4 protein-coding genes are annotated in these 2,361 nt (G+C 69.1%); 3 read left to right on the forward strand and 1 reads right to left on the reverse strand.

Annotated elements, in window-relative coordinates; genetic code table 11:
• The 3 genes from VFM98_RS24620 to VFM98_RS24630 form a co-directional block, all read left to right on the forward strand.
• Positions 1–1,105: N-acetylmuramoyl-L-alanine amidase (locus VFM98_RS24620; protein ID WP_325112527.1), on the forward strand; the 1,105-nt coding region annotated here is incomplete at its 5' end.
• A gap of 244 nt (positions 1,106–1,349) precedes the next feature.
• On the forward strand, positions 1,350–1,556 hold the full coding sequence (locus tag VFM98_RS24625) for a glycine zipper domain-containing protein (protein ID WP_325112528.1): 207 nt from the start codon (positions 1,350–1,352) through the stop codon (positions 1,554–1,556).
• A 215-nt stretch (positions 1,557–1,771) separates the two neighbouring features.
• On the forward strand, positions 1,772–1,996 hold the full coding sequence (locus VFM98_RS24630; protein ID WP_325112529.1) for a glycine zipper 2TM domain-containing protein: 225 nt from the start codon (positions 1,772–1,774) through the stop codon (positions 1,994–1,996).
• Positions 1,997–2,039: 43 nt separating this feature from the next.
• Here the strand turns inward: VFM98_RS24630 and VFM98_RS24635 are convergent.
• Positions 2,040–2,361 (reverse strand): VTT domain-containing protein (locus tag VFM98_RS24635; RefSeq protein ID WP_325112530.1); only part of this gene is annotated, 322 nt, incomplete at its 5' end.

Consider the following 2,361-nt stretch of genomic DNA (forward strand, 5'->3'; position numbering starts at 1 on the left):
GGCCCTGCGCGAGCTGGTCGCCACGGTCAAGGCCGACGATCCCCACATCGCCGACATCCGCGTGCTGCAGCACGCAGCCGGCGTCGTGCGCCTGCAGGTCGCGCTGAAGCAGGACTCGGTGCCGCAGATATTCCAGCTCCAGCCCGTGGCCGCCTACAAGCACCGCCTGGTGGTGGACTTCTATCCGCCCAAGCCGGTCGACCCGCTGGAAGCGCTGATCGCCGAGCGGCTGAAGGAAGAATCCGCGCCCGCGAGCGCGAGCGCGCCGGAAGCGACCGATCCGCTGGGCGAGCTGATCGCGCAGCAGATGCAGCGGCCGCCGCGCCCCACCACCGTGCACGCCGCCGAGGTCGCGCGGCCGGCGCTCGCGCAGGCCAAGACCGACCGCCTGATCATCATCGCGCTGGACCCCGGCCACGGCGGCGAGGATCCGGGCGCCATCGGCCCCGGCGGCACGCGCGAGAAGGACGTGGTGCTGCAGATCGGCCACCTGCTGCGCGAACGCATCAACGCGATGACGATCAACGGCAATCCGATGCGCGCCTTCATGACGCGCGATGCGGATTTCTTCGTGCCGCTGCACGTGCGGGTGGACAAGGCGCGGCGGGTGCAGGCCGACCTGTTCGTGAGCATCCACGCCGACGCCTTCCTCACGCCGACGGCGCGCGGCGCGAGCGTGTTCGCGTTGAGCCAGACCGGCGCCTCGAGCACGGCGGCGCGCTGGATGGCCGACCGCGAGAACAAGGCCGACCTGATCGGCGGCGTGAACATCAAGTCGCACGACGTGCACGTCTCGCGCGCGCTCCTGGACATGAGCACCACCGCGCAGATCAAGGACAGCCTCAAGCTCGGAAGCGAGCTGCTGGGGCAGATCGGCGGCGTCGGCCGGCTGCACAAGGGCCAGGTCGAACAGGCCGGCTTCGCGGTGCTGAAGGCCCCTGACATCCCCAGCGTGCTGGTGGAGACGGCCTTCATCAGCAACCCCGAGGAAGAACTGAAGCTGCGCAGTGCGGACTACCAGGAGCGCCTCGCCGAGGCGCTGGTGCGCGGCATCGAACGCTACTTCTCGCGCAATCCGCCGCTGGCGCGCAGCCGGCCCTTGTAGGCTGGTGCTGAGCCGCGAAGCGCGCGAAGCCCAGCGTTCACGGCGTCCCGAAGCGCTGGGCTTTCGCTTCGTTCCAGCGCCAGCCTACCTGACGCGCCTCCCCCTCCCCTCACGCAGAGATGCGGGCAGACGACAGCCCGCTTCGCGGCGTTCCTACAAGCTGCGCTGGCACGCGTTTCTACATTGCGACGTACAGGTTGCCGCGCCTCCAGCGGTTGCAAAGAATCGAATCCAAGGGGATCGCATGAAGACCAAGATCATTTCCGCGGCCGTCCTGGCCGTCTCTCTCCTGGGCCTGGGTGGCTGTGCCAACATGGACCGCACGACCGTCGGCACGGTCGGCGGCGCCGTGGTGGGCGGCCTGCTGGGCGACGCCGTGGGCGGCACGGGCGCCACGATCGCCGGTGCGGCGATCGGCGGCTACCTGGGCAACCAGGCCGCCAAGCGCTGAGGCTCGCGCGCCGGCGCGCGAACGCCGGACGCCAATGCGAACGAACGGGGTCATGCATGACCCCGTTTTTTCGTTCAGCGCTCCCTTGCACACGATGACACCGGCGTGGGAAGGCTTCCTACAGTCCCGCAGAGCCCGCTTTTTTAGAGTGGTTGGCACAGGTTGGCCGCACCTCCCGCGGCCGTGCGAGCAACGCGATCAGCGAGGTGATATTCATGAAAACCAAGTTCATTTCGGCGGCAGTGCTGGCCGTCTCCCTTGCGGGCCTGGGCGGCTGCGCCAACATGGATCGCCAGACCGTCGGTACCGTCGGCGGTGCGGTGGTGGGCGGCCTGGTCGGTGACGCCGTGGGCGGCACGGGTGCGACCATCCTGGGTGCCGGCGCCGGTGCGCTGCTGGGGAACCAGCTCTCGAAGCCCGGTGGCGCGCTGAACCGCTAAGGCGCGACCAGCGAGCCGAGCGCCGCCGACGCGTTCGCGGCGCTCACGCGCGCGCCACGGTGCCCTTGCGCCGGGCGCGCCACGCTCCGAACAGAACCAGCACGCCGGGCAGCAGGATCATCGTCCAGATGATCTTGTCCAGGTTTTCCTTCACCCACGGAATGCTGCCGAAGAAATAGCCCGCCGTGACGATGCCGCCCACCCACAGGGTGCCGCCGGTCACGTCGTAGAAACTGAACTTGCGGCGCGTCATCTGCGCCACGCCCGCCACGAAGGGCGCGAAGGTGCGCAGGAACGGCATGAAGCGCGCCACCACGATGGTGATGCCGCCGTACTTCTCGTAGAAGGCATGCGCCTGCTCGAAC

Origin of the sequence: Ramlibacter sp., assembly GCF_035706265.1 — a bacterium.
GTDB lineage: Bacteria > Pseudomonadota > Gammaproteobacteria > Burkholderiales > Burkholderiaceae_C > Ramlibacter.